The organism is Paractinoplanes maris, assembly GCF_023544465.1.
Classification (GTDB): Bacteria; Actinomycetota; Actinomycetes; order Mycobacteriales; family Micromonosporaceae; genus Actinoplanes; species Actinoplanes maris.
Window position 1 is genome coordinate 212,455 of sequence record NZ_JALPVL010000016.1, and the last position, 21,864, is coordinate 234,318.

Annotated in this window: 19 protein-coding genes; 10 read left to right on the top strand and 9 right to left on the bottom strand. The window is 72.1% G+C overall.

Translation table 11 applies throughout. The features are described from left to right. Positions 1-33: 33 nt before the first annotated feature. The gene (locus NAG42_RS39065) at positions 34-609 is read right to left on the bottom strand and encodes a TetR family transcriptional regulator (protein WP_250037453.1); all 576 of its coding nucleotides are present in this window, start codon (positions 607-609) and stop codon (positions 34-36) included. A 127-nt stretch (positions 610-736) separates the two neighbouring features. Between NAG42_RS39065 and NAG42_RS39070 the strand changes: the two genes are divergently transcribed. From NAG42_RS39070 to NAG42_RS39100, 7 genes are all read left to right on the top strand, one after another. Next, positions 737-1,657, top strand: a complete 921-nt coding sequence (locus NAG42_RS39070; protein WP_250037455.1) for an SDR family oxidoreductase — start codon at positions 737-739, stop codon at positions 1,655-1,657. Between the two features lie 120 nt (positions 1,658-1,777). Further along, positions 1,778-2,155, top strand: coding sequence for a hypothetical protein (locus tag NAG42_RS39075; protein ID WP_250037456.1), 378 nt, complete (start codon positions 1,778-1,780; stop codon positions 2,153-2,155). Next, positions 2,083-2,724 (top strand): hypothetical protein, encoded by a 642-nt coding sequence (locus NAG42_RS39080; RefSeq protein WP_250037457.1) that lies wholly within the window; start codon positions 2,083-2,085, stop codon positions 2,722-2,724. Before NAG42_RS39075 ends, NAG42_RS39080 begins: the two co-directional genes overlap by 73 nt. A 9-nt stretch (positions 2,725-2,733) precedes the next feature. Next, complete coding sequence (locus tag NAG42_RS39085) at positions 2,734-4,899, top strand: RICIN domain-containing protein (protein ID WP_250037458.1); 2,166 nt, start codon at positions 2,734-2,736, stop codon at positions 4,897-4,899. Between the two features lie 48 nt (positions 4,900-4,947). Next, positions 4,948-6,378, top strand: a complete 1,431-nt coding sequence (locus tag NAG42_RS39090) for an amino acid adenylation domain-containing protein (protein ID WP_250037459.1) — start codon at positions 4,948-4,950, stop codon at positions 6,376-6,378. Positions 6,379-6,450: 72 nt separating this feature from the next. Further along, positions 6,451-7,233, top strand: coding sequence for an FAD binding domain-containing protein (locus tag NAG42_RS39095; RefSeq protein ID WP_250037460.1), 783 nt, complete (start codon positions 6,451-6,453; stop codon positions 7,231-7,233). Further along, positions 7,230-9,863, top strand: coding sequence for a molybdopterin-dependent oxidoreductase (locus NAG42_RS39100; RefSeq protein WP_250037461.1), 2,634 nt, complete (start codon positions 7,230-7,232; stop codon positions 9,861-9,863). Before NAG42_RS39095 ends, NAG42_RS39100 begins: the two co-directional genes overlap by 4 nt. Here the strand turns inward: NAG42_RS39100 and NAG42_RS39105 are convergent. The 4 genes from NAG42_RS39105 to NAG42_RS39120 all read right to left on the bottom strand — a co-directional run bounded on the left by NAG42_RS39105 (position 9,799) and on the right by NAG42_RS39120 (position 14,918). Next, the gene (locus tag NAG42_RS39105) at positions 9,799-11,748 is read right to left on the bottom strand and encodes an ATP-binding protein (protein WP_250037463.1); all 1,950 of its coding nucleotides are present in this window, start codon (positions 11,746-11,748) and stop codon (positions 9,799-9,801) included. The genes NAG42_RS39100 and NAG42_RS39105 overlap by 65 nt on opposite strands. After that, complete coding sequence (locus tag NAG42_RS39110) at positions 11,745-12,317, bottom strand: GAF domain-containing protein (RefSeq protein ID WP_250037464.1); 573 nt, start codon at positions 12,315-12,317, stop codon at positions 11,745-11,747. The genes NAG42_RS39105 and NAG42_RS39110 overlap by 4 nt, the downstream gene beginning before the upstream one ends. A gap of 40 nt (positions 12,318-12,357) precedes the next feature. Then, on the bottom strand, positions 12,358-14,421 hold the full coding sequence (locus NAG42_RS39115) for a transglycosylase domain-containing protein (RefSeq protein ID WP_250037465.1): 2,064 nt from the start codon (positions 14,419-14,421) through the stop codon (positions 12,358-12,360). Positions 14,422-14,525: 104 nt separating this feature from the next. After that, positions 14,526-14,918, bottom strand: a complete 393-nt coding sequence (locus NAG42_RS39120; protein WP_250037466.1) for a DnaJ family domain-containing protein — start codon at positions 14,916-14,918, stop codon at positions 14,526-14,528. 76 nt (positions 14,919-14,994) lie between these two features. Here NAG42_RS39120 and NAG42_RS39125 point away from each other — a divergent pair, with 76 nt between their 5' ends. Continuing rightward, on the top strand, positions 14,995-15,264 hold the full coding sequence (locus tag NAG42_RS39125) for a DUF2277 domain-containing protein (RefSeq protein ID WP_250037467.1): 270 nt from the start codon (positions 14,995-14,997) through the stop codon (positions 15,262-15,264). 6 nt (positions 15,265-15,270) lie between these two features. Here the strand turns inward: NAG42_RS39125 and NAG42_RS39130 are convergent, their stop codons facing one another. The 4 genes from NAG42_RS39130 to NAG42_RS39145 form a co-directional block, all read right to left on the bottom strand. Then, entirely contained in the window at positions 15,271-15,987 is a 717-nt protein-coding gene (locus NAG42_RS39130) for a GntR family transcriptional regulator (RefSeq protein WP_250037469.1), read from the bottom strand. Further along, on the bottom strand, positions 15,974-17,089 hold the full coding sequence (trpA, locus tag NAG42_RS39135) for a tryptophan synthase subunit alpha (RefSeq protein WP_308201247.1): 1,116 nt from the start codon (positions 17,087-17,089) through the stop codon (positions 15,974-15,976). Before trpA ends, NAG42_RS39130 begins: the two co-directional genes overlap by 14 nt. Before the next feature lie 254 nt (positions 17,090-17,343). Further along, positions 17,344-18,495 (bottom strand): tryptophan synthase subunit beta, encoded by a 1,152-nt coding sequence (gene trpB, locus NAG42_RS39140; protein ID WP_250037470.1) that lies wholly within the window; start codon positions 18,493-18,495, stop codon positions 17,344-17,346. Between the two features lie 75 nt (positions 18,496-18,570). Beyond that, positions 18,571-19,698 (bottom strand): LolA family protein, encoded by a 1,128-nt coding sequence (locus tag NAG42_RS39145; protein ID WP_250037471.1) that lies wholly within the window; start codon positions 19,696-19,698, stop codon positions 18,571-18,573. Positions 19,699-19,801: 103 nt separating this feature from the next. On the opposite strand from NAG42_RS39145, the gene NAG42_RS39150 reads away from it, so the two are divergent. Next, complete coding sequence (locus NAG42_RS39150; RefSeq protein WP_250037473.1) at positions 19,802-20,461, top strand: response regulator transcription factor; 660 nt, start codon at positions 19,802-19,804, stop codon at positions 20,459-20,461. Then, complete coding sequence (locus NAG42_RS39155; protein ID WP_250037474.1) at positions 20,461-21,819, top strand: ATP-binding protein; 1,359 nt, start codon at positions 20,461-20,463, stop codon at positions 21,817-21,819. The genes NAG42_RS39150 and NAG42_RS39155 overlap by 1 nt, the downstream gene beginning before the upstream one ends. Positions 21,820-21,864: the final 45 nt, after the last annotated feature.

The following is a 21,864-nucleotide window of genomic DNA, read 5'->3' on the forward strand; positions in this document are numbered from 1 at the left end:
GCCCGGCAATGTACCGGAAATACCGAAGAAGTTTCAGCTTCCGAGGCGCGCGGGAGCCAGCAAGGCCCGCAATCCGATGAACGACTCGCGCAGATGATCGGCCAGCGCGCCGCCGGCCGGGTCGGACACCCAGCGGGCGAACGCCACCTTGAACGCGGCCACACCGGCCTCGGCCGCCAGCGCCGCCGCCGGGTCGTCGAGGCCGCGGGCGCGCAGGACCTCGGTCAGGGCGGCAGCCACCCGGTGCAGCTTGGCGATCTCCCGCTCCTGCAGCGCCGGGTTGGCGTCGATCACCGTCTGGCGCTGCCGCGAATACTCGACCGGGGGAAAGTAGTGCTCCGCGGCCCGCTCGAACGCGTCGGCGACCGCGTCGAGGCCCGCCGGCCGGGACGAGCCGGCCACCGACTCGACGAGCATCTCCTGCAGGCGCTCGGAGCCGGCGAACAGCACCTCACGCTTGTCGGTGAAGTGGCGGAAGAACGTGCGCTCGGTGAGGCCGGCCCGCTCGGCGATCTCGGCCACCGTGGTCTGGTCGAAGCCGTACTCGGCATACAGATCCATCGCCGCCTGCCGGAGGCGGGACTGCGCGTTCGGCTCCCATCGGCCCATGCCCCCATCTTATGCGACGTCAGTTCCTGACATCACAGCCCGGAAAGTATGTCAGTCGCTGACATCATGACGTAGGGTCTGATGTCAGCGACTGACATCGGTCGCGGAAGAGAAGAGAGGAACTGTCATGCGCGTATTCGTCACCGGCGCCTCGGGCTGGATCGGCTCGGCCGTCGTCCCGGAGCTGCTGAAGCACGGCCACCAGGTCACCGGTCTGGCTCGGTCCGACGCCTCGGCCCAGCGGCTCACCGACCTCCAGGCCGACGTCCTGCGCGGCGATCTCGACGCCCTCGACGTGCTCCAGGAGGGCGCCCGGACCCACGACGCCGTCATCCACCTGGCCTTTGTGCACGACTTCAGCAACCTGGCCGAGTCGCTGCGCAAGGACCGCGCCGCCATCGACGCCATCGGTGACGCGCTCGCGGGCACCGGCCGGCCGTTCGCGATCGCCTCGGGCACTCTCGGCATCACCGTGGGCACGGTCGCGACCGAGAGCGACCTGGCCGACCCGGCCGCCGGCCACCCGCGGCAGCAGTCCGCCGCGGCGGCTCTGGCGCTGGCCGACCGGCAGGTGCGGCCGATCGTCGTCCGCCTGTCCCCCACGGTGCACGGCGACGGTGACTACGGCTTCGTCCCGGCACTGATCAAGGTCGCCCGCGAGCGCGGCGTCTCCGGCTACATCGGCGCCGGTGACAGCCGCTGGACAGCCGTCCACCGCGACGACGCCGCCACCCTGTTCCGCCTGGCCATCGAACACGCCGCCACAGACACCGCGAGCGAGAGCCCAGCACCCGAAGACGCGACGCGCGGCCTCGTGCTTCACGCCGTGGCCGAGGAGGCCCTGACCGCTCGCGACATCGCCGAGGCCATCGGCCGCGGCCTCGGCGTGCCCACCGCCGAGTCGACGATGGAGGCGCTCGGCTGGATCGGCCCGATGTTCGCCGCCGACGGGCCGGCCTCGAGCAGCCTGACCCGCGAACTCCTCGGCTGGAAGCCCACCGGCCCGACCCTGTTCGACGACCTCGCCCAGGGTCACTACTTCAAGTAACCCCTGAACGAAATCCTTAAGAAACAATTAAGTCGGTCGATATGCCCTTGACCGGGATCTCCCGGGATGAGAACTGTTAACTACCTTTCCGGTTCTCCACCCCCATCCCGGGAGATCCCCATGCGCAGACGCGCACTCCTGGCCGCGTTCCTGGCTCTGACCGCGGCGACCGCCACCTTCGGTGTTCGCCTCGCCACCGCCGACGCCGCCCCGATCACCTTCACCCACCCCGGCGTCCTGGTCAGCCGGGCCCAGCTCGATTTCGTCAAGAGCAGGGTCGCGGAGAAGGAACAGCCCTGGACGGCGGCCTACGACCAGATGCTGGCCAGCCGTTACGCCTCGCTCTCGCGGACGCCCGCCCCCGCGCGGCCGAGATCATCAAGCACGCGTACGGGAATTGGCCCGGCCAGGCCCGGTTCGCCACCATGCTGCGGACCGTCCATCTGCCCGTCGTCCTACCCGGGAGCAGCAACAACGGCAACTGGGAGCTGTCGATGATGGAGGCCGCCGTCGGCATCTCCGTCTTCCTCGACGACAAGAGCAGCTTCGACCGGGCGATCAGCCGCTTCCAGGCGCGCGCGGCGTCGTACATCTATGTCGCGGCCGACGGCGCCCAGCCGAAATACCCACCGGCCGGCAGCGTCGACACCCGGGCCGAGCTGATCAGCTTCTGGCAGGGGCAGAGCACCTTCGTCGACGGGCTGTCCCAGGAGACCTGCCGCGACTTCGTGCACACCGGGTACGGCCTGAGCGCGATCAGCCACGTCGCCGAGACCACCCGCATCCAGGGCCAGGACCTGTGGCCGGCGGTGGCCGAGCGGATGCGGCACGCGCTCGGGCTGCACACCAAGTTCGAGAACGGTACGGCCGTCCCGTCGACCCTGTGCGGCGGCTCCGTCGTCAAGGGGCTGGGCCCGGTCACCGAGGTCGCCTACAACGCGCTCGCCAACCGGCTCGGCATCGCGATGGCCAACAGCCGCACCTACACCGAGTCACGCCGCCCGCAGGGCACGAACAACCTGTTCGTCGCCTGGGAGACGCTCACCCACGCCGACAACCCCGCTTAAGGACACCGGATGAGAAGAAGAATCCTGGCCGGCGCTGTCCTCAGCGCGACCGTCATCGGCCTGGGGGTCGTCGGCGTCACCCAGGCCCTGGCCGCCACCACCGGCACCGTCGTCAGCTCGGCCAACGGCAAGTGCCTGGACGTGACCAACGGCAGCACGGCCAACGGCAACCAGCCGCAGATGTGGACCTGCTCCGCCGGCCCCAACCAGACCTGGACGCTGGGCGACGACGGCTCGGTCCGGGGCCTCGGCAAGTGCCTCGACGTGGCCAACGGGGCCACCACCGACGGCGCGGTCGTGCACCTGTGGGACTGCTACGCCGGTCTGACCAGCCAGCAGTGGACCTTGAATGCGGCCCGGGACCTGGTCAACGTCAAGGCCGGCAAGTGCCTCGACATCACCGGCAACAACCTGGCCGACGGCGCGAAGTTGCAGCTGTGGACGTGCGGCGGCGGCGCCAACCAGAAGTGGACGATGAACGGAGCCTCGACGCCGCCCCCGACCACCGTGCCGCCCAACCCGAACAACCCCGACCTCGGCCCCAACGTGAGCATCTTCGACCCGTCGATGTCGGCGTCGACCATCCAGAACCGGCTCAACACGGTCTTCAACCAACAGGTCCAGAACCAGTTCGGTACGCAGCGGTACGCGCTGCTGTTCAAGCCGGGCAGCTACACCAACGACGTCAACGTCGGCTTCTTCACCCAGGTCGCCGGTCTCGGCCTCAACCCCGACCAGGTCAATATCAACGGGCACGTGCACGCCGAGGCCGACTGGTGGCCGGACGGCTCGCAGAACGCCACCCAGAATTTCTGGCGGGCCGCCGAGGGTCTCAGCGTGACGCCGCCGGACGGCCTGGACCGCTGGGCGGTGTCCCAGGCCGCGCCGTACCGCCGGATGCACGTACGCGGGAATCTGGCCCTCTCCGACGGTGGCTGGTCGTCCGGCGGCTTCATCGCCGACTCCAAGGTCGACGGGCAGATCCAGTCGGGGTCCCAGCAGCAGTTCCTCACCCGCAACTCGCAGATGGGCAGCTGGAACGGCTCGAACTGGAACCAGGTCTTCGTCGGCTCACCGGGCGCGCCCGCGCAGAGCTTCCCCAACCCGCCGTTCACCACGATCGGCTCGTCGCCCACCATCGCCGAGAAGCCCTACCTGTACGTGGACTCGGCCGGCGCCTACCAGGTCTTCGTACCCGCCCTGCGCAGCAACGCGAGCGGCACCACCTGGGCCGGCGGCAACCCGGCCGGGTCCAGCCTGCCGATCAGCACCTTCTATGTCGTCAAGCCGGGCGACACGGCGGCGACCATCAACGCGGCCCTCGCCGCCGGCAAGAACCTGCTGGTCACCCCGGGCGTCTACAACCTCAGCCAGACGCTGAACGTCACCCGGGCCAACACGGTGATCCTCGGGCTGGGCCTGGCCACCTTCGTCCCCACCGGGGGCGTGAACGCCATGCAGATCGCCGACGTGGACGGCGTACGGCTGGCCGGGGTCCTCTTCGACGCGGGCACCACCAACTCGAACACGCTGCTGCAGGTCGGCCCGGCCAACTCGTCGGCGTCGCACGCGGCCAACCCGACCGTGCTCTCCGACGTCTTCGTGCGGGTCGGCGGCTCGATCGCCGGCAAGGCCACGGTCAGCGTCGAGGTCAACAGCGACAACGTGATCGGCGACCACGCGTGGATCTGGCGGGCCGACCACGGCAACGGCGGCACGGTCGGCTGGACCATCAACACCGGCCGGAACGGGCTGATCGTCAACGGTGACAACGTCACGTTCTACGGCTTGTTCGTCGAGCACTACCAGCAGTACCAGACGATCTGGAACGGCAACGGCGGCCGGACCTACTTCTATCAGAACGAGATGCCCTACGACCCGCCGAACCAGGCGGCCTGGATGAACGGCTCGACCCGCGGCTGGGCGGCCTACAAGGTGGCCGACTCGGTGACCACGCACGAGGCCTGGGGTCTGGGCAGCTACTGCTTCTTCAACGTCAACCCGGCGGTCGTCGCCGCCCGGGCGTTCGAGGTGCCGGTCAAGCCGGGGGTGCGCTTCCACGACATGGTGACGGTCTCGCTCGGCGGCACCGGCACGATCACCAACGTCATCAACAGCACCGGTCAGACAGTCAACAGCGGCCACCAGGTGACGAGCATCGTCAGCGGGCCGTAAAGACCGAATCCCCTCCGCGGGGCCGGCACCGTCGAACACCATGGAAGCATGCGTCCCCTGCTGCGCTTGGAGTCGACGGTGCCGGCCGCCGGGCTGGTCACGTTCCTGCTGGTCTTCGGCGTGCTCGGCGGCCCCTCGGACCCGGCGCCGGCCGCGCGGTGGGTCGGGCTCGGCGTGCTGGTCGCGCCCGCGATCATGGTGTACGCCCACCGGGGCGCGGCGGCGTGGGCGGGCCTGCTGGGCGCGGTGCTGTGGACCCCGCTGGCCACCGGTTTCGCCACGGTCCTCACCACCTGGGCGTACGCGGCGGTGACCATCCTCGTCGCCCGCCTCGACACTGACCCGGCGCCGCTGCCCGTCCCGCACCGCCGCCCGCCGGCCCCGTACTCCCTGCCCCACGTGGCCGCCCCGGCCGAGGTCGGCGGTTTCGCGCTGCTGGTCGGGTCGGCCGCCGGGGTGGTCTGGGTCGGGGTCGACGACGCCGCCGTGCCCTGGCTGGCCGCCACGATCGCCGCCTTCGGCCTGGGCTGCGCCCTGCTCACCCGGGCCGTCCGCGCCCAGGCCGCGCTCCGTCGCCTGTTCACCGTGCCGCAGCCCGTGCACGCGGTGCGGGCCGTCGAGCAGGAGGGCTACGTCCACGTGCTGCTCCCGGCCGAGGACGGCCGCACTGCCCGGGAGTTCGCGTTCGACGTCGCCGAGCCCGAGCCCCGGCACGACGAGGACGACGTGCACACCGAGGCCGCCGTCCTCTACGGCGACCCACGCCCGGGATCGTGGTGCGCCTTGGAGGTCGGCGACCGCCTGCACGTGCCGGTCGGCCCGGTCGGTGAGGTCATCGAGGTGCCCTACGACGTGGTCGAGGGGCTGCCCCGCGAGATCGAGGACGACGAGGAGCAGCTGGTCGACCCCGAGGCGCTGCGCCCGGCCGACCGTGACGCGGACGCCTTCCAGCCGCGCGAGCACCGCATCTCGCCGCGGCGGGCGTGGACGGCCACGACCGCCATCGGGCTCGGCGCCGCCCTGGGCCTGGCCGAGCTCGCCCGGTTCGCCGGGCTTCCCCGGGAGGCGCTGATCGCGGTGGCCGCGGTGGCCGGGGCGGCCGGGTTCGAGTACGGGTGGCGCTCGCAGCTGCGGCCCCGGCTGCGCTGGCACGCGGGTGGCCTGGCCGCGGTCGGCTTCCGCGAGAGCACCCGCCAGCCGTGGGCCACCGACAGCGCGATCGTCCACGACGACGAGGGCACGGTGGTGCTGACCGCGGGCGAGGCGGTGCTCACCGTGCCGGTCCCCGCGCCCTGGCCGTCGCGCTCCCACCAGCGCACGGCCGACCAGCTGGTGGCGGCGTTGCGCGACACCCGCATCCGCGCGCTCGAGATGAGCCCGCTCCCCCCGCCGCCCCTGATCGACCAGCCCCGCCGACCGGTCGCGCTCGTCGTCCTCTGGGCCGTTTCGGTCGCGGCAACGACCCTGATCGTGAACTGAGTTCCGTCCTGCCGTTCCCGTGAACGGCAGGACGGACCCTGAGCGAAACACGACCCGCGTAGCGTGCAGGACGTGGACCTGCACACCGTGGCCGAAGTGATCAGCCCAGCTCAGGTGGGGCAGTGGCGGCCGGGCGACGCGTGGCTCGGCGGCGGCACGGCCCTGTTCGGCGAGCCCCGCCCGCACCTGACCCGGCTGCTCGACCTGACCACGGCCGGCTGGCCCGCGCTCACCCCGGGCGAGGACGGGCTGGAGGTCGCGGCCACCTGCACGATCGCCGAGCTCGCGGCGAGCGGCTACGACATCGCCGAGAAGTGCTGCCACGCCTTCCTGGCGTCCTTCAAGATCTGGAACGTGGCGACCGTCGGCGGCAACCTGTGCGCGGCGCTGCCGGCCGGGCCGATGATCGCGCTGGGCGCCGCGCTCGACGGCACGGTGCTGCTCCAGGGCCCCGACGGCGAGCGCACGGTGCCGGTGGCCGAGTTCGTGACCGGCGAGGGGACGACCGTGCTGAGCGAGGGTGAGCTGGTGCGCTCGATGCACCTGCCCGCCTCGTCACTGCGCTCTCCCACCGCGTACCGCCAAGGGTCTCTGCATGCCCACGGCCGCTCGGGGGTGCTGGTGATCGGGCGGGCCACGGCCGGCGGCGGGCTGGTCATCACGGTGACCGCCGCGACCCGACGGCCGCACGTGCTGGTCTTCGCGTCGCCTCCGAGCGCCGAGATCGTGCAGGTGGCGCTGGCCGAGCGGATCCCGGACGACGCCTATGTCGACGACGTGCACGGGCTGCCGGCCTGGCGACGGCACCTGACCCGGGTCTACGCGGAAGAGGTACGGGCGGAGCTGGCGCCATGAGGATCAACGGGACCGAGCACGAGCGGGCGCCCCGGCCGGGCCAGTGCCTGCGCACCTACCTGCGCGAGGAGGGCTGCTTCGGGGTCAAGAAGGGCTGCGACACCGGCGACTGCGGTGCCTGCACCGTGCACGTCGACGGCGTCCCGGTGCACTCCTGCGTCTACCCGGCGTTCCGCGCGGCCGCCCGGAGCATCACCACCATCGAGGGCCTGGCCGGCGACGACCTGCATCCCGTGCAGCGGAGTTTTCTCGACGCCCAGGGTTTTCAGTGCGGTTTCTGTACGGCCGGACTGATCATGACCACCGCCGCCCTCACCGACGACCAGCGCTCCGACCTGCCGCGCGCCCTCAAGGGCAACCTCTGCCGGTGCACGGGTTATCGCGCGGTCGCCGACGCCCTGGCCGGCGTGGTCACCGTGGCCGAGCCCGCCCCCGGGGCGGCGGTCGGCGCCAGCCCCGGCGCCCCGGCCGGCCCCGACGTGGTCACCGGCCAGGCCCGCTACACGTTCGACCTGACCGTCCCCGGCGTGCTGCACCTCAAGGTGCTGCGCTCGCCCCACCCGCACGCCCGCGTCCTGGCCATCCGGACCGAGGCCGCGCTGGCCGTGCCCGGCGTCGAGCTGGTGCTGACCCACGCCGACGCCCCGGCCCGGCGCTTCTCCACCGCCCAGCACGAGAACGCGGGCGAGGACCCGGCCGACACCCGGGTGCTCGACGACGTCGTGCGGTTCGCCGGCCAGCGCGTCGCGGCGGTGATCGCGACCAGCGAGGCCGCCGCCGAACAGGGCTGCCGGGCGCTCGCCGTCGACTACGAGGTGCTGCCGGCCGTCCTCTCCCCCGACGAGGCAACGGCCGAGGGGGCGCCCCAGCTGCACCCGGCGTGTGAGAAGAACATCGTCGCGGAGCTGCACGCCGAGCTGGGCGATCTCGAGGCCGGCTTCGCCGCGGCCGACGAGGTCTACGAGGAGACGTTCCGGACGCCGCGCGTGCAGCACGCCAGCCTGGAGACGCACGGCGCGGTGGGCTGGCTCGACGACGACGGCCGGCTGGTCATCCGGACCAGCACGCAGACGCCGTTCCTCACCCGGCGGGCGCTGGCCCGGCTCTACGACCTCGGCGAGGACCGGGTCCGGGTGGTCGCCGGCCGGGTCGGCGGCGGGTTCGGCGGCAAGCAGGAGATGCTGGTCGAGGACCTGGTCGCGCTGGCCGTGCTGCGGCTCGGTCGGCCGGTCAAGCACGAGTACACGCGGGCCGAGCAGTTCACCTCGGCCACCACGCGGCACCCGTTCACGGTCACCGTCAAGGCCGGGGCGCGCGCCGACGGCACCCTCACCGCGCTGGCGCTGCGCGTCGTGGCCGACACCGGGGCGTACGGGAATCACGGGCCCGCGGTCATGCATCACGCCTGCCACGAGTCGGTGGCCGTCTATCGCTGCGCGGCCATGCGCACCGACGCGTGGTGCGTCTACACCAACACCGTGCCCTCGGGGGCGTTCCGCGGCTACGGCCTGGGGCAGGTGTCGTTCGCCGTCGAGTCGGCGCTCGACGAGCTGGCCCGCCGGCTCGGGATCGACCCGATCACCCTGCGCGAGCGCAACATAGTGCGGGCCGGGGACGACCTGACCGCGCCCGGTGACCATGCCGGCGACCTGACGATCGCGTCCTTCGGGCTCGACCAGTGCCTCGGCCACATCCGTACGGCGGCGGGGTCGGCCGCGGACGGGGCACCGGACGGCTGGCTGGTCGGCGACGGCATGGCGATCACGATGATCGCGGCCGGTCCGCCCGGCGGGCACCACGCCGACGCGACGGCAACCCTGCTGCCCGACGGGCGCTTCGAGATCGCCGTCGGCACCGCCGAGTTCGGCAACGGCAGCACGACCGTGCACGCGCAGATCGCCGCGGACGCGCTCGGCACCACGCTCGACCGGATCACCGTGCGCCAGTCCGACACCGATGTGGTGCGGCACGACACCGGCGCGTTCGCGTCGACCGGCGTCGTCGTGGCCGGCCAGGCGGTGCTGCAGGCGGCGCGTGGGTTGCGGGCGCTGCTCGTCGCCTCGGCCGGCGGGGCCGTCCTGACCGAGACGGTGCTCAAGGAGCTGGCCGCGCGGGCCGGCCGGCCGCTGAGCGCCGAGGGGCACTGGGGTGGCAGTCCCCGCTCGGTGGCCTTCAACGCCCAGTGGTTCCGGGTCGCGGTCGACCCCGGGACGGGTGAGCTGCGGATCCTGCGCAGCGTGCACAGTGCGGACGCGGGCACGGTGATGAACCCGCTGCAGTGCCGGGGCCAGATCGAGGGTGGCGTGGCTCAGGCGCTCGGCGCGACGCTGGCCGAGCACGTCGACATCGGGCCGGACGGCCAGGTGTCCACGGTGGGTTTCCGGCAGTACCACCTGCCGACCTTCGCCGACGTGCCACACACCGAGGTGCTGTTCGCCGACACCGACGACACGATCGGGCCGCTCGGCGCCAAGTCGATGAGCGAGAGCCCGTTCAACCCGGTCGCGCCGGCCCTGGCCAACGCGGTGCGCGACGCCACCGGCGTACGGCTGACGGAACTGCCCCTCACCCGCGACCGGATCTGGGCGGCGCTGCGGTCCGCGCCGGGATCAGCGGCAACGTCATCGTGAAGGTGCTGCCCCGGCCCAGCTCGGAGCGGACGGTCACGGTCCCGCCGTGGTCGCTGACGATGTTCCGGACGATCGCCAGCCCCAGACCGTTGCCCTGCACGGCCTGATCCATCGCGTTGGCCGCCCGGTGGAAGGGCGTGAACAGCCCGGGTACGTCGTCGGCCGGGATGCCGATGCCGGTGTCGGTGATCGTGACGACGGCCCGCTCGCCGGTGCAGTCGAGGCGGCACTCCAGGCGGCCGCCGGGCGCGGTGAACTTGACCGCGTTGTCGAGCAGATTCCGGACGGCGCGTTCCAGCTGGACGGCGTCGCCGCGCACCCAGGCCGGCTCGGTCGTCAGCTCGCATTCGAGCCCCTTGGCCCGGGCCGGGATGGTCAGCGCGGCGTGCACCCCGTGCACCAGCCGGGTCAGATCGACCGGCAGGACGGCCCGGCTCCGGTCGTCGGAGCGGTCCAGGATCTGCAGGTCGGCCACGGTGGCCTCGAGCCGGTGGGCGTTGCGCCGGATCGCCCCGACGCCGCGTTTCTGGGCGGGCGACAGCACGTGGTGCTCCTCGTCCTCGCTCAGCATCTCGCTGTAGCCGAGGATGCTGGTCAGCGGCGTCCGCAGCTCGTGGCTCACGGTCGCGACGAAGACGTCCTTCTGCTCGTCGAGCACCCGCAACTCGTTGATCAGCCGGGCCTGGCGCAGCCGCAGCCGCTCCTGGTGCGCGGCGTGGTCGATCTCGCGGGCCAGCCCGATCAGCAGCCGGCTCTCCTGCTCGGACCACTCGGGCCGGTCCGGCCGGGCCACACAGATGAAGCCGGGCGGACAGCCCGCGTCACCACTGAGCGGGATCACGATCGTGCCGATCGAGCCGGCCGGGCGCATCGAGCTGCCCGGCGCGCACGACCGCGCCTGCTCGGCGATCGACTCGTCGAGCGGGGCCACGCTCTCGGGCCAGGCCGCCTCGATCGGGACGCCGGTCTGGATGGTGATCCGGCTGTGCACGGTCGCGGCGTGCATCGCCGTGCCGATCAGCTCGGCGATCCGGTGCGCGGTGCGGGCCGGCTCGGTCGCCTCCTGCAGTTCGCGGGTGACCGCCTGGCGCAGCTCGGCCCGGGTCACCCGGTCCTGCTCGGCGCTGATCAGCCGCTCGGTCTCGGCGGCCAGGTCGTTGAGAGTGCCGGCGACCGCGCGCAGCTCGGGTGGGCCGGACGGGACCACCCGGGCCGAGTGGTCGCCGTCGGCCAGCCGGCGCAGCGTGAGCCGGATGTGCTCGAGCGGGACCAGCAGGTGCCGCTGATGCAGGGTGGCCAGCCCGATCCCGGCCATCACGACCAGGGTGGCGAGCCCGGCGAAGAGCAGGGCGGTCAGCTCGGCGTCACCACGCTCGTCGTCCCCGGTGCGCTGCTCGAAGTCCTCGACCGCGGCCGAGACGTCCGCGTTGGCCGTGCGCACGCGGTCGAACAGGTCCTTGCCCCGCAACGAGCGGGTCCGGTCGGTGTCGGCCACGCCGGCGTTGACGATCGGGATCGCGTAGCCGTAGAGCCAGTCCTCGGCGGCCAGCCGCTCGAGCTGAAGCAACCGGCTCGACTCCTCGTCCAGCGGGTCGCCGGCGAGTCGCTGGAGAGCGCTGAACGCCCCGGCCCGGCCGCTGGTGTACGGCTCGAGGAACACGGGGTCGCCGGTGAGCTGGAAACCCCTGATGCCGGTCTCGGCGTCGGTCAGGTATTGCAGCACGGCGTGGTTGGTGTCGCGGGCGACGTCGATGCGCTGAGTGGCCCGATCGTGGCGCAGTCGCTGGCGCTCGGTGACCGCGAAGTGCGCGACGATCAGGGTCAGGAAGAGCAGCAACAAGAGCGCGAAGCCGCCCGCCACCCGGTACTTTAGCGTCGCTCTCATGACGATCGGCCAGGCTGCTCGGCGTGCAGCCGCGCCAGCTCCTCGTGCTGCTGCTGGACCTGCGCGGCCAGCTGCCCGTTGAGCCGGCCCTGTCGGCGGCACTCGAACAGGGCCAGCAGCACCATGGCCAGATCGCGCAACCGGGCCACCTGCTCGTCGGTGAGCTCGTGGCGCTTCTCGTCGAAGACGCAGAGCGACCCCAGCGCGTACCCCTGCGGGGTCACCAGCGGCGCCGAGAAATAGAACCGGATGCGGCCGAGCATCCCGGTGACCCACGGGTTGAACGCGTAGGCCGCGTCCAGCCTCGCGTCCGGGAGGTAGGTGACCTCGCCGGTCCGGAACCGCACCGCGCACATCGAGTCGGTCCGGGCCGAGTCACTGCCCGCGAAACCGGTGGTGGTGAGCTGGCACTGCCGGTTCTCGTCGATCAGGTTGAGCGTCGCGAACGGCACCCCGGCCACGGACGCCGCCACCCGCACCACCGCTTCCAGCTCGTCACCGGCCGGCGTGTCGAGCAGCTCGTACTCGTGCAGGGCGGCCAGTCGTCGCTGCTCGTGGGCGGCGGTCACGAGGTTCAGTTCGGCAGCAAACGCATCATCGCTGAGCGAATCATCCACCAAACGCAGAGATGTCGCTCGGTGGCTCGAACCCGTCGTATCCGCCGTTCCCGACCGCGGCGCGCAAGGTTCGCGCCACGGCCGTGACCACGCGCGACTCGACGCCGCTGCCCACCCGGTCGGAGGGGTCGGCCGGGTCGTTGGCGATGCCGGCCGCGGCCATCGCCGGGGTGAAGCCGACGAAGGTCTCGGTGCGGTTGTCCTCGGTGCTGCCGGTCTTGCCGGCCACCTCGAGACCGCCGAACAGACCGGCGACCTGCTCCGCCGTGCCACCGTCGCATTTCCCGTACGTGCTCTGCTGGCCGACCGGGCAGCGGGCGGCGTCGGTCGCGGCGCGGGCGATCTCGGGGTCGAGCACCTGCTTGCAGCTCGCGGTCACGGCCACCCGCCGGCCGTCGGAGCCGGTGATCGAGGCCACCGGCAGCGGCGCGCAGTATTTGCCCTCGGCCGCCACCGTCGCGTACGCCGAGGCCAGCTCGAGCGGTGTCGTGTCGATGACGCCGAGGGTGAACGAGCCCCACGATCCGGCGTTGGTCCTCGCCATCTCGGCGTCGGCCGGCGAGCTGAAGCTGATGCCCAGCCGCTGAGCCATGGCGACCACGGCAGCCGGGCCGACCTGCTCCTCGAGGTGCACGAAATACGTGTTCACCGAGCGCCCGAACGCGTCCCACATGGTCCGGTGGCCGTCCATCCAGCTCGGGTTGTCGTTGCCCGGGCAGTACTTGCCGCCGCAGTTGCCGGGCCCGTCGTCGGACCACTCGGTGACCAGCTTGGCCGGCGAGTCGAAGCCGGAGTTCAGCGGCAGGCCCGCCTCCAGCGCGGCCAGCATGGTGAACATCTTGAAGGTCGAGCCGGCCGGGTAGCCGTTGATCCCGTTGCCCCCGCTGACGAGGGGATTCACGGTGTTGGAGGTGGACTTCGCGGTGCCGTAGTGACGGTTGACCGCGAGCGCCAGGACCTTGCCGGTGCCGGGCTGCACGACGGCGATCGGCAGCGTCTTGCGGTTGTCGAGCCCGTAGACCTTGCGCGACTGCTTGGCCACCACCTTCTGCACGTCGGGGTTCAAGGTGGTGACGACGGTGTAGCCGCCGCGGCGCAGCGCGTCGTCCCGCTCGGCCTTGGTCGCGCCGAACTGGCTCTGGGAACTCCACCAGCGCTCGAAGTAGTCGCAGAAGAAGCCCCAGCCGTCGGCCTTCCCGGTGGCGTCGACACACCCGTTGGGCTGGGTCCGGCCCGAGTACGTGAGCTTCTCGGCGGCCGCCCGGTCGTGCTGGGCCTGGGTGATCAGGCCCGACTTGAGCATCGCGCCGAGCACGTAGCCCTGGCGCTGCTTGGCCCGGGCCCGGTCACCGCTGATCGGGTTGTCGGCGTCGGGCGACTGCACGACGCCGGCGATCAGGGCCGCCTGGGCCAGGTCGAGCCGGGCCGGGGTGATGCCGAAGATGCGGCGGGCGGCAGCCTCGATGCCGTACCCACCGTTGCCGAAATACACGATGTTCAGGTAGTTCTGCAGGATCTGCTGCTTGGTGAGGCGGTTCTCGAGCTCCACCGCGTATTCGACCTCGCGCAGCTTGCGGCCGGCCGAGTCCTCGGTCGCGGCGGCGCGCTCGGCCGTGGTCAGGTTCGGATCCTCCTTGAGCACGTTACGCACGAGCTGCATGGTGAGCGTGGAGGCACCCTGCTCGGCGCGACCGCTGCGGGCGTCCGAGACGAGCGCGCGGGCCACGCCCTTGAGGTCGACGCCGCCGTGCTCGTAGAAGCGGGTGTCCTCGGCGGCCACGATGGCCTGCTGCATGACCGGCGCGATCTGGCTCAGCGCGACGTCGTGCCGGTCCTCGTCATAGAACGTGGTGATCAGCGTCCGGCCGTCGTCGGCGTAGACCCGGGTCACCTGGGCGGCCGACGGGGTGAGCAACTGGGCGGGCAGTTCGGCGCGCTGCCGCCGGCTCCACTGGGCGCCCGAGCGCAGGACCGCGCCGACCGGGATCGCGGACAGCCCGATCAGGGCCCCGACCAGCACCAATAACCCACCGAAGCGAGCCGCTCTCACGATCATTGCCGGACCTCTCTGGAGTCGTCGACCAAGTCGGTAACACCGATTCCTGAGAGCAGCCTGGATTCGCCGTCCTCCTCGTGGTGACCATCACAAGCCGCGGGCATTCAGCCGGCGGCCCGGCGCTCCCGCCAGCCGGCGACCACCTGGTCGGCGTCGAACGGCCGCAGAATGACCGGCGGCCCGTCCATCAGGCCCACCGTCGCCTTGTGGATGCGCTCGTTCAGGTCGGCCACGTGGTCGCGGACCTCGTGCTCGGTCGGCAACCGGTCGACCTTCTCCTCGAGGTCCTCGGTCTCCCGGCGAAGGGCGAGCGTCGGCGGGATGACCGAGGCGGTCGCGCCCTCACGCTCCAGCCAGTCCTTCACCCACCAGTCGTCCTCGTACTCCCCGCCATGGCCGCGGAGTGGTTTGCCCTTGCCTCGCAGGTTGTCGAACTCACCGCGCTCGGCGGCCTCCCGGAGCTGCCGGTCGATCGACGACTCGTACCAGTGCGCCATGAACCCATCGTATTTCGTCATACCCGTGGCGTAATTTGGCAGAAGTCCAGGCAGCCGTTCCCCGGAGGTCCTCACCGTGTGCCGCAACATCCACCAGCTGCACAACTTCGAGCCGCCCGCCACCCGTGACGAGGTCCACGCCGCGGCCCTGCAGTACGTCCGCAAGGTGGCCGGCAGCACCCGCCCGTCCCAGGCCAACCAGGCCGCCTTCGACCGCGCGGTGGCCGCGGTCGCCGCCGCCACCGCCGAGCTGCTCGACGAGCTGGTCACCACCGCCCCGCCCAAGAATCGCGAGGAGGAGGCAGTCAAGGCCCGGGCCCGAGCCGAGAAGCGCTACGCCAGCTGAGCGGGTCTAGAGCGAGCCGCTCTCGGTCTGGACCCACTGCATGGACAGGCCGGTCACCTCGCGGTCGGTGCGGATTTCGAGCATGGTGCCGAGGATGGTGGCCCGATCGGCGACCAGGGCCTGGTTGTCGAGTCCGTAGGTGACTCGCTCGGAGAGGAACGCGGGGGTGCCGGGCGGCTGCCGCAGCAGGGCCGCGGTGGCCTGGTCGAGCGTGCCGGGGCGCACCGACTCGCTCGCCCGGTGGACGGCGATGCCGTGGTCGGCCAGCGCCGCGTAGAGCGAGGTGCCGCTCAGGTCGGTGCGGGCCAGCTCGGTGCCGAAGATCCATGACACCTGGTGCACGGCCGGGTGGCCGGCGAGCAGGCGGATCCGCTCCAGGCGCAGCGCGAGGAAGGCGTCGCCGAAGTGCGCGGCCGCCCACGCGGGCGGGTGGGCCACCTTCTGATCGAGGATCTGGGTGGTGACCAGCTGACCCTGGGCGCGCAGGTCCTCGGCGAAACCGCGCAGCGAGTCGAGGCGGTAGGCAGCCCGCGGCTCGGCCACGAAAGTCCCGCGGCCGGGCTGCTGCGAGAGCAACCCGTCGTCCTCCAGCTGCTGCAGGGCCTGGCGCAGCGTCGCGAGCGTGACGCCGTAGCGGGCGCTCAGCTCTTTCTGCGGCGGCAGGGCCGACCCCGGCGACAGCTCCCCACCCCGGATCTTGGTGCTCAGGTCATCGGCGATCACCCGATACTTCGGCGTGCGCGGCGCGGTCAGCGGAAGCCTCCTGGTCCAGAGTGTCGAGGGCCGCCCGTAACGCCGCGACGTAGTCCCCGATCTCGCGCGGCGTGGCCCCGTCCAGCACCCTACGCATCAGCGCCGCACCGACCACAACACCGTCCCCGGCGCGCCCCGCCTCCACCGCCTGCTCCACCCCGGAGATCCCGAACCCGATCAGCACCGGCACCGGCCCAGCCACCCCGGCCGTCGCGGTGACCTGGGCGGCCTTGATGCGCGCGGCCAGGACAGCGGCGGACGAGGCCAGCGAGGCGCGCTCGCCCGTGGTGCCCATGTGGCTGATCGCGTAGAGGTAGCCCCGGCTGCGCGCGACGATCTCGGCCAGCCGGTCGTCGGGCGTGACCGGAGCGACCAGCAGGGTCAGCTCGATGCCCGCCGCGGCCGCCGCCCGCTCGACCTCGGCCGCCTCGTCGAGCGGCAGGTCGGGCACGATCAGCCCGCGGAAGCCGGCCTCGGCGAGCTGCCGGCAGAACGCCGCCGGCCCGGGGCGGAAGACCAGGTTGGCGTAGGTGAAGGCGATCAGCGGAATGTGCAGCCGATCCCGGGCGTCGCGGACTTCGCGGAGGATCGACCCGATGGTCGCTCCCCGGGCGAGGGCGCGGCCGGTGCTCTGCTGAATGGTCACGCCGTCGAGCATGGGGTCGGAGAACGGCAGCCCGACCTCGATCGCATCGGCGCCCGCCGCCTGCATCGCCAGCAGGTAGTCGAGCCAGTCCTCCGTGACGCCACCGGTCACAAAAGGCACCAGCAGTTTGCGCACCGGTCCGGCCGCTCCGCGCGCCTCGCGACCGCCACCGGAATCAGGCAACCCCGCGCCGGCTCGGGGGTCACCGCCGGAAGAACCGTCGGGTGGATCACCAGCCGGCGCCCCTGCGGGCGAACGGGCCGTACGCTCCCGCACGACGAGCTGCTCCTCTGCCGGTCGCCCCTGGTCGCCGGTCGCCGCCCGGCGGGCATCCGACCGATCCGGCTCCGGTCGCCCGTAGAGCTCACCCACCGCCGGCCCGCCGTCGAACTCGGGCGTCGCCGCCCGGCCCTGGAAGCCCCCCACCGCGCGCCCCGACGACGCCCGATTCTGGAACTCCGCCTGGCTGGCCCGGGTGTCTTGAGAGCCAACGACTGCACGCTCAGACGACGGTCGATTCTGAGACTCCGCCTGGCTCACCCGGGCACCCGGCAAGCCATCCACCGCGCGCCGTTCGGCCGATCCCGACGCCGCGGGGGTCTGGAGTTCGGGGTTCGGGGTCGCGTGGTTCGCCGGGTGGGCCGGGCCCAGGAGGCTGCGGCCGGCCGCGTGCTGCGTGGTCATGCGACTGCTCCCAGCGTGACCATGTCTTTGTCGCCGCGGCCGGAGAGGGTCAGGACGACCCGGGAGCCGGCCGGCAGCAGCGGCGTGCCGGACTCGCGCAGGACCCAGGCCACCGCGTGGGCCGACTCGAGGGCGCAGATGATGCCCTCGGCGCGGGCCAGGCGCCGGACCGCGAGCACCACCTCGTCGTCCTTGACCGTGTGGTATTCGGCTCGGCCCACCGCGCCCAGCTGGGCGTGCTCGGGGCCGACGCCGGGGTAGTCGAGCCCCGCGGCTATCGACTCGGCCTCGGCCACCTGGCCGTCCGCGTCCTGCAGGACCATCGAGCGCGCGCCGTGGACGACACCGGGCCGGCCGTTGCTCATCGCCGCGCCGCCCGCCGCCTCGACACCGACCAGGCGGGCCGCGGTGTCGGCGAAGCCCGCGAAGGTGCCCGCCGCGTTCGAGCCGCCGCCCACGCAGGCCACGACCACGTCCGGGACGGCTGGTGACTGCTGCCGGGCTTCGTCGCCGATCACCCGTTGCAGCTCGCGCACCATCCACGGGTAGGGGTGCGGGCCGCCGACCGAGCCGAGCAGGAAGTGGGCGTCATCCACATCGGCCACCCACGCGCGCATCGCCTCGTTGGTGGCGTCCTTCAACGTCCGGCTGCCGGTGGTGACCGGGACGATAGTCGCGCCCAGCGTCGTCATGCGCAGCACGTTGAGCTGCTGGCGCTCGATGTCGCGCTCGCCCATGTAGACCGTGCACCCGAGACCCAGCAGCGCGGCCGCGGTGGCCGTGGCCACACCGTGCTGGCCCGCGCCGGTCTCGGCGATCAGCCGGCTCTTGCCCATCCGGCGGGCGAGCAGCGCCTGCCCGAGCACGTTGTTGATTTTGTGGGAGCCGGTGTGGGCCAGGTCCTCGCGCTTGAGCCACAGCTCGATGCCCAGCTCAGCCGACAGACGGCGAGCGGGTGTCAGCGGCGTCGGGCGGCCGGCGTAGGCGGCCAGGAGATCGTCGAGCTCGGCCCGGAAGGCGGGATCGGCCCAGGCCGCCCGGAATGCCGCGGCCAGCGCCTCACACGCCGGGACCAGGGACTCGGGAACGAACCGGCCGCCGAAGCCGCCGAAGCGACCGGCGACCGGCTCGCGGAACAGAGTGGACATGCCGCCTCCAAAGTTCTAGAACTCTCCTCCGCAGTGTTGCACAACGCGGTGGAGAGTTCTAGAACTATCGGACGGCTACTTCTTGGCCGCTGCCTCGTAGAGCGACTCCGGAGCCACCGCACCGGCGAAGACCCGGCCGTCGTCCACGATCAGCACGCTGAACAGCGACCCGGAGAAGATCCGGCCCTTGCCCCACGTGCCGCTGGCCTCCGGCAGCATGCCCAGCAGGCTCTGCGCCTCGGTCGAGTCGGTCGAGGTGTCGCCCGAGTCGGGAAGCTTGGCCGTCACGATCGACGCCCAGCCCTCACCGACGACCGACATACCCGGACCGCCCTTGGCCGCCGGCGGCATGGCCTTCTCGTGGTCCTTGGCCGCCTTCTCCGCGTCCTTCTCGAGCTTCTGCGGGTTCGACTCGGTCACCTTCGCGCCGGGCGGCGGGTTGAAGGCGAACTGCTGCGCGTCCGGCTTCTCGAAGCTGATCTGGGTGAAGGCGACCCGGACGGCCGGGCTGGTGGCGTTCTTGGCATAGACGTCGACCCGCAGCGGGATGTGCTGCTCGGCGTCGATGGCCAGCCGCACCTGCCCGATCAGCGAGCGCTCCGCCTTCGGCGTCAGCACCAGCTCGTACGCGTCGCGGTCGGCGACCTTGGCGGCACCGGTCGTGGAGACCTTGGTGCTGTCGTCGATCGCCGCCAGTGCCGCGTCGGCCGCGTCCTGCGGCGTTGTCGGCACATTGGTCGGCAGGGCCTGTGGCTTCTTGCCGGCCCCGGCCGGCACCTTGAGGTGCGTGGCCTTGTTGCCCTCGCTCTGCCAGAGCCAGACGTCGGAGCCGTTGCGGATGACGTCGGTCTCGCCGGCCGTGCCGACCAGGGCCAGGCGGGCCTGGTCCTCACCGGCATACCAGACGCGGGCGGTGTTGCTGCCGGCCACCAGGTTGGCCAGCCCGGCCTGCCCGGAGGCCCCGTCGGTGAGCCCCGAGATCTTGGGCAGACCGAGATCGGCACTCTGCACGATGGTGCCGGAAAGACCGTCGACCTTGGCGTTCTGCAGGTCGACGAGCAGTTGCGCGGCGCTGCGCTCGGGCAACGCCGGATCGGCGCTCGCAACGATCGTTCCGGCCGCGGCGCCACCTCCGATGACGACGACCGCGGCGGCCGACGGCACGAGCCAGCGAAGCGCCGGCCTTGACCTGAACACGGACACGATGTCCACCTCCCGTTGATCTGTCACAAGAGTGCGCCGGCACCGCTGTGACCGGGCTGAGAGCCGCCCCTAGGGGTTACCCCTCGCATGCCAAGGTAGTGGGGTGCGGTTGCTGGTGGTGGAGGACGAAGCGCGGCTTGCCGCCGCGCTGCAGCGTGGGCTGCAGGCCGAGGGCTTCGCGGTCGACGTGTCGGGTGACGGCCAGGACGGGCTCGAGATGGCCCGGCACGGCGGTTACGACGCGATGATCCTGGACGTGATGCTGCCCAGGCTGAGCGGCTATCGGGTGGTGCGGCAGTTGCGCGCGGAGCAGAACTGGGTGCCCGTGCTGATGCTGTCGGCCAAGGACGGCGAATACGACCAGGCCGACGGGCTGGACTGCGGGGCCGACGACTATCTGACCAAACCTTTCTCGTACGTCGTCCTGCTGGCCCGGCTGCGGGCGCTGCTCCGCCGGGGGGTGCACGAGCGCCCGACGGTGCTGCGCCACGGCGACGTCGAGCTCGACCCGGCCGAGCGGCGGGTGATGGTGGCCGGCGAGGAGGTGGCGCTCACGGCCCGCGAGTTCGCGCTGCTGGAGTATCTGATGCGGCGCCCGGGCGAGGTGGTCAGCAAGATCGAGCTGCTCGACCACGTGTGGGACGCGGCGATCGAGACCGCGCCCAACGCGGTCGAGGTCTACGTCGGGTACGTGCGCCGCAAGATCGGCCGGGAGCGGCTCGAGACCGTCCGCGGCGCGGGCTACCGGCTGGCAGCCGTTTGATGAAGCGCCCCGGCGAGATCAGCCTGCGCGGCCGCCTCGTACTGGTCTCGGTCCTGGCCCTGACCATCGGCCTCGCCGCCGGCGGGGTGCTGCTGGTCGGGGCGCTCAACTTCGCGCTGCTGCGCGCGGTCAACACCGAGGCGCTGGAGACCGCGCGCGGTGTCGCCAAGCTCGTCGACCAGAAATCGCTGAGCGAGCGCATCGAGGTCAACCCGGCCATGCAGGTGCAGGTCATCGACTCGAGCGGCCGCGTGCTGGCCCTCTCGCCGGGCGCCGACCGGCTGACCCCCATGCTCTACGAGGACGAGCTGCGCGATCTCTCCGACGGCGAGGTGGAGGACATCCCGGGCAGCCGGATCGGCCTGGCCGGCGGGGGCGCCCGGGTGGTGATGGTGACCGCCGGGCCGCCGACCGATCCGGTCCGGGTCCTGGTCGCGCGGTCCACCAACGACCTCAGCCAGGGGGTGCACATCCTGCGGCTCGCCCTGCTGGTGACGTTCCCGCTGCTCATCACCCTGCTGGCGGTCGTGCTGTGGCGGGTGCTGGGGGCCGTGCTGCATCCGGTGGACGCGCTCCGGGCCGGAGCCGAGGAGATCACCGGGGGTACGCGTGCGGGGCGGCTGCCGGTGCCGGAGTCCCGCGACGAGATCCACCGGCTGGCGGTCACCCTGAACGGCATGCTGCACCGGCTCGAATCGGCCCGGGTGCGCCAGCGTGCCTTCGTCGCCGACGCCGCGCACGAGCTGCGCAGTCCACTGACCAATATGCGTACGGAATTGGAGGTCGCGCAGCGACTGCCGGACACCGACTGGCCGGCGCTCACGCACGACCTGCTGACCGACGTCGACCGGCTCAGCCGGCTGGTCGACGACCTGCTGCTGCTGGCCCGCTCGGACGACGGCGGCGGGGGCCGGGTCGTCTCGGCCCCGTTCCGCTCGGTCGACCTGGGCGCCCTGGTCGGCGACGTCGCCGACCGCTACCCGGCCGTCGCCTATCTGCGGCCGGCCGCCCCGATGGAGGTCACCGGCGAGCCCGACGCGCTCGGCCGGGTGGTCGCCAACCTGCTCGACAACGCCGTCCGGCACGCCAAGTCGCAGGTCACCGTCACCGTGACGGCTCACGGGACGCACCGGCTGATCACCGTGACCGACGACGGGCCGGGCATCCCGGCGGCCGACCGGGAACGGGTCTTCGACCGCTTCACCCGGCTCGACGACGGGCGGGCGCGCGACGCCGGCGGGTCGGGCCTGGGACTGGCCATCGTGCGCGAGCTGACCCGCCGGCACGGGGGCACGGTCACGCTGAGCGACGCCGATCCGGGTCTGCGGGTCGACGTACGGCTCCCGGCTCTGCAATAGCCGGAACCGCCGGGAACTAATCCGCGCCGGGGAGCGACCACCTCG

What these genes read in the sequence shown, in the direction of transcription:
- NAG42_RS39120 (WP_250037466.1), bottom strand. Translation starts at nt 14,918, where the DNA reads ATGGCGCACTGGTACGAGTCGTCGATCGACCGGCAGCTCCGGGAGGCC.
- NAG42_RS39115 (WP_250037465.1), bottom strand. Translation starts at nt 14,421, where the DNA reads ATGATCGTGAGAGCGGCTCGCTTCGGTGGGTTATTGGTGCTGGTCGGG.
- NAG42_RS39155 (WP_250037474.1), top strand. Translation starts at nt 20,461, where the DNA reads ATGAAGCGCCCCGGCGAGATCAGCCTGCGCGGCCGCCTCGTACTGGTC.
- trpB (WP_250037470.1), bottom strand. Translation starts at nt 18,495, where the DNA reads ATGTCCACTCTGTTCCGCGAGCCGGTCGCCGGTCGCTTCGGCGGCTTC.
- NAG42_RS39105 (WP_250037463.1), bottom strand. Translation starts at nt 11,748, where the DNA reads ATGAGAGCGACGCTAAAGTACCGGGTGGCGGGCGGCTTCGCGCTCTTG.
- NAG42_RS39090 (WP_250037459.1), top strand. Translation starts at nt 4,948, where the DNA reads ATGCGTCCCCTGCTGCGCTTGGAGTCGACGGTGCCGGCCGCCGGGCTG.
- NAG42_RS39065 (WP_250037453.1), bottom strand. Translation starts at nt 609, where the DNA reads ATGGGCCGATGGGAGCCGAACGCGCAGTCCCGCCTCCGGCAGGCGGCG.
- NAG42_RS39085 (WP_250037458.1), top strand. Translation starts at nt 2,734, where the DNA reads ATGAGAAGAAGAATCCTGGCCGGCGCTGTCCTCAGCGCGACCGTCATC.
- NAG42_RS39075 (WP_250037456.1), top strand. Translation starts at nt 1,778, where the DNA reads ATGCGCAGACGCGCACTCCTGGCCGCGTTCCTGGCTCTGACCGCGGCG.
- NAG42_RS39080 (WP_250037457.1), top strand. Translation starts at nt 2,083, where the DNA reads ATGCTGCGGACCGTCCATCTGCCCGTCGTCCTACCCGGGAGCAGCAAC.
- NAG42_RS39100 (WP_250037461.1), top strand. Translation starts at nt 7,230, where the DNA reads ATGAGGATCAACGGGACCGAGCACGAGCGGGCGCCCCGGCCGGGCCAG.
- NAG42_RS39070 (WP_250037455.1), top strand. Translation starts at nt 737, where the DNA reads ATGCGCGTATTCGTCACCGGCGCCTCGGGCTGGATCGGCTCGGCCGTC.